Raw genomic sequence first — 2,756 nt, forward strand, 5'->3', positions numbered from 1 at the left:
GGTCAGTCCGAACCCGAGCGAGAACACCACCCGGTCGCGGCTCTCGGCCACCGACTCCTCGAGCGTCAGAACGGCGAAGGGCTCGGCGGCATCCCTCGAGACGAACTCGGCCACGTCCGACCGCCCCGCCAGCGCCGCCACGACCGAGGCGCGCACGCGCTCGGCGTGCCTGCGGCTCGCGGTGACGACCATGAGGGACTCGGACGCGCGGTTGACCGCGTGCTCCACGACCAGCGTGACCACGCGGGCGACCTCGGCGTCGGGGCTCTCGACCGCGCCGCTGACGGGATCGGGCGCACCGACGCCACCCTCGACGTAGTCCACGCTCAGGCTGCCGCGGCCCAGGTACGAACCGGCCCAGGGCAGCGACACGATCTCGCCGCCGTAGAAGGCGTCGTTGACGAGCTGCGAGAGGTCTTCTCCCCCGGCGCGATAGCTGCGGGTGAGCGTCTCGACCGGCAGCAGCTCGGCGACGCGCTCGAAGACCGACACCCCGTCGAAGGGCACCTCGTCTGCCTCGTCGACCGCGGGATCGACCGAGGCGCTGACGCGGAACGGCGTCGGCTTCTGCACCACCGGGTCGCCGAACAGCACGATCTGCCGTGCGCGGCGCAACGCCGGGGTCGCCTCGGCCAGGCACAGCGCGGCGGCGTCGGCGATGATCACCACGTCGAACGCCAGGTCGTGCGGCACGTCGGGCACCTCGTAGGGCGATGCCAGCCACACCGGCGCGAGGGTGCGCAGCAGCGTGGGCGCGGCATCCGAGATCTCCTGCGCCGTGTGCAGGCCGTCCTTCAGGACGCGCTTGAGCGCCGTGGCCTCGTCGGCGTGGTCGACGATGCCGATACGCCACTGCGTGGCCAATTCGGCCGCCAGCAGCGGTCCGGCGGCGGCCGCGTGGGCCTCGTCGACGAGACGGAAGTCGCGCTCGAGGCGGTCGACGACGCTCGTGTTGGCCCCCAGCAGCGCACGATCCGTGCGCAGCAGGTGCTCGAGCGCCGACTGCCACCAGACGAACTCCAGCTCGGTGCCGACGCGCTCCTCGGGGACGTGGCGGACCGACAGTTCGACGAGCAACTGCTCCAGCCCCAGGCGGGCGAGCTCGGAGCGCAGCTGGGCGCGCTCGACGAGGTTGTCGAAGAACGTCGACTCGGCCGCGAGGCCGGCGAGGGTGCGCACGAGCCGCTGCACGGGCAGCGTCGCGAGACGCTCGGAGCCCTGGCGGCCGAGGATCTGGTCGAGCTCGCCGAGCAGCGCGTCGGTGCGCTGCCAGGCCACGTGCACATCGGCCAGGCCGAGCGGCACCTCGGGGGTGACGCCGGCTTCGACGACCCGCTGCCACTCGGTGCGCTGCTGCTGGATGCGCACGAGCGCCTCGTACATGTCGGGCACGTGCACGCCCGGGCGCACGTACTCCTTCGACAGGCGCTTGAGGCGGCGACGGTTGGGGCCGCTCATCGCGGACGCGTCGCGCCGCGGGGAGTGCGCGTCGATCAGCTCGCCGAGCGGACGCTCGAAGACGCTGGGGCTGAACCGGTCGAGCGACTCGCGGATGCCCTGCAGCAGCTTGAGGTACGACCCGAGCTCCGACACCGTCTGAAACGGCCGCATGCGCGTCTGCGCGATGAGCTCGTACCCGCGCTCGAGCAGGCGCGGCACGTCCTGCGTGTGCAGCTTTCCGGCGAGGTCGTGCGCGGCGCGCGCGTCCTCGGTGCGGGTGAAGCTGACGCCGTACCAGGGCGAATCGTCGGGTCCGAAGCGGAACTCGCCCAGGCGCGCGGCCATCGCGAGCGCGCGGGCCGCGGCATCCCTGCGCCCCGCGAGCTTCTCGAGGGTGGCGAGGTCGAAACGGGCCTCGGTCGAGGGAGCCGGAGAGGTGGATGCCAACGACGTCAGCGCGCGCAGCACGTCGAGCGCCGAGACGCCCAGCGCCAGGTGCGGCTCGGTGACGGCGGAGCGGTAATCGCGCAGCACCGTGCGCAGGCGCACCAGGGCGTCGTCGATCTCGGCGACCTTGGGCTGCTCGGCCTTCTCGTTCCGCCCGATCGCGCGGATGAGGTCGCGGCGCACGTGGTGCGGCGACACCGTGAGGCCCGTCAGACCGACTCCGGCCAGGCGATGGCGGATGCCGTCGAGCGTGGAGCGGCGCGCACTGACCACGAGCACGCGCTTGTTCGCGTGGACGAGCTGACCGATCGCGTTGATGACCGTCTGCGTGCCACCGGTGCCGGGCAGCGTGTGCACGGCGAGCGAGTGACCCGCCGAGATGCGGGCGAGGACGCGCTCCTGCTCGGCATCCGCGTCGAGGAGCAGCGTGTCGGCCGCGGGCGTGCGCTCGTCGGGGCCGACGACCACCGGATCGGCGCGGCGGACGGTGATCCGCGCGCGGTCGTCGGGATGACCGGCGAGCGCGTTCAGCAGCGTGTCGTCGAGGTCGTGGGTGTCGCGCGCCATACCCGAGCCGACGTCGGCGAACGACGAGATGACCAGGCGCGGGTGCACGACGAACGTCGGCACGTGCGAGGTCAGGCGGCGGATGTGGTCGATGACGGGCTGCGGCTTGAAGACGCCCTGGTCGTAGGCCAGGCCCGCGAGGGCGGCGCTGTCGATCTGGATGCCGAGGTGCGTGCGGAACGCGCGCGCCAGCTCGGGGTTCATGACGAACGCGCCGTGGAGCTTCAGCTCGAAGTCGCCGTGGTGGCGGCGGATGGCCAACGGGCGCAGCAGCACGGGGGCCGACCACTCGACCCCGCCGA

At 72.7% G+C, this 2,756-nt stretch carries 1 protein-coding gene; it reads right to left on the reverse strand.

The window, feature by feature from the left end:
* Positions 1-2,756 (reverse strand): AAA family ATPase (locus DBR36_RS10595; protein WP_258222725.1); only part of this gene is annotated, 2,756 nt, incomplete at both ends.

It is taken from the genome of Microbacterium sp. HMWF026, from assembly GCF_003061325.1.
Classification (GTDB): Bacteria; Actinomycetota; Actinomycetes; order Actinomycetales; family Microbacteriaceae; genus Microbacterium; species Microbacterium testaceum_E.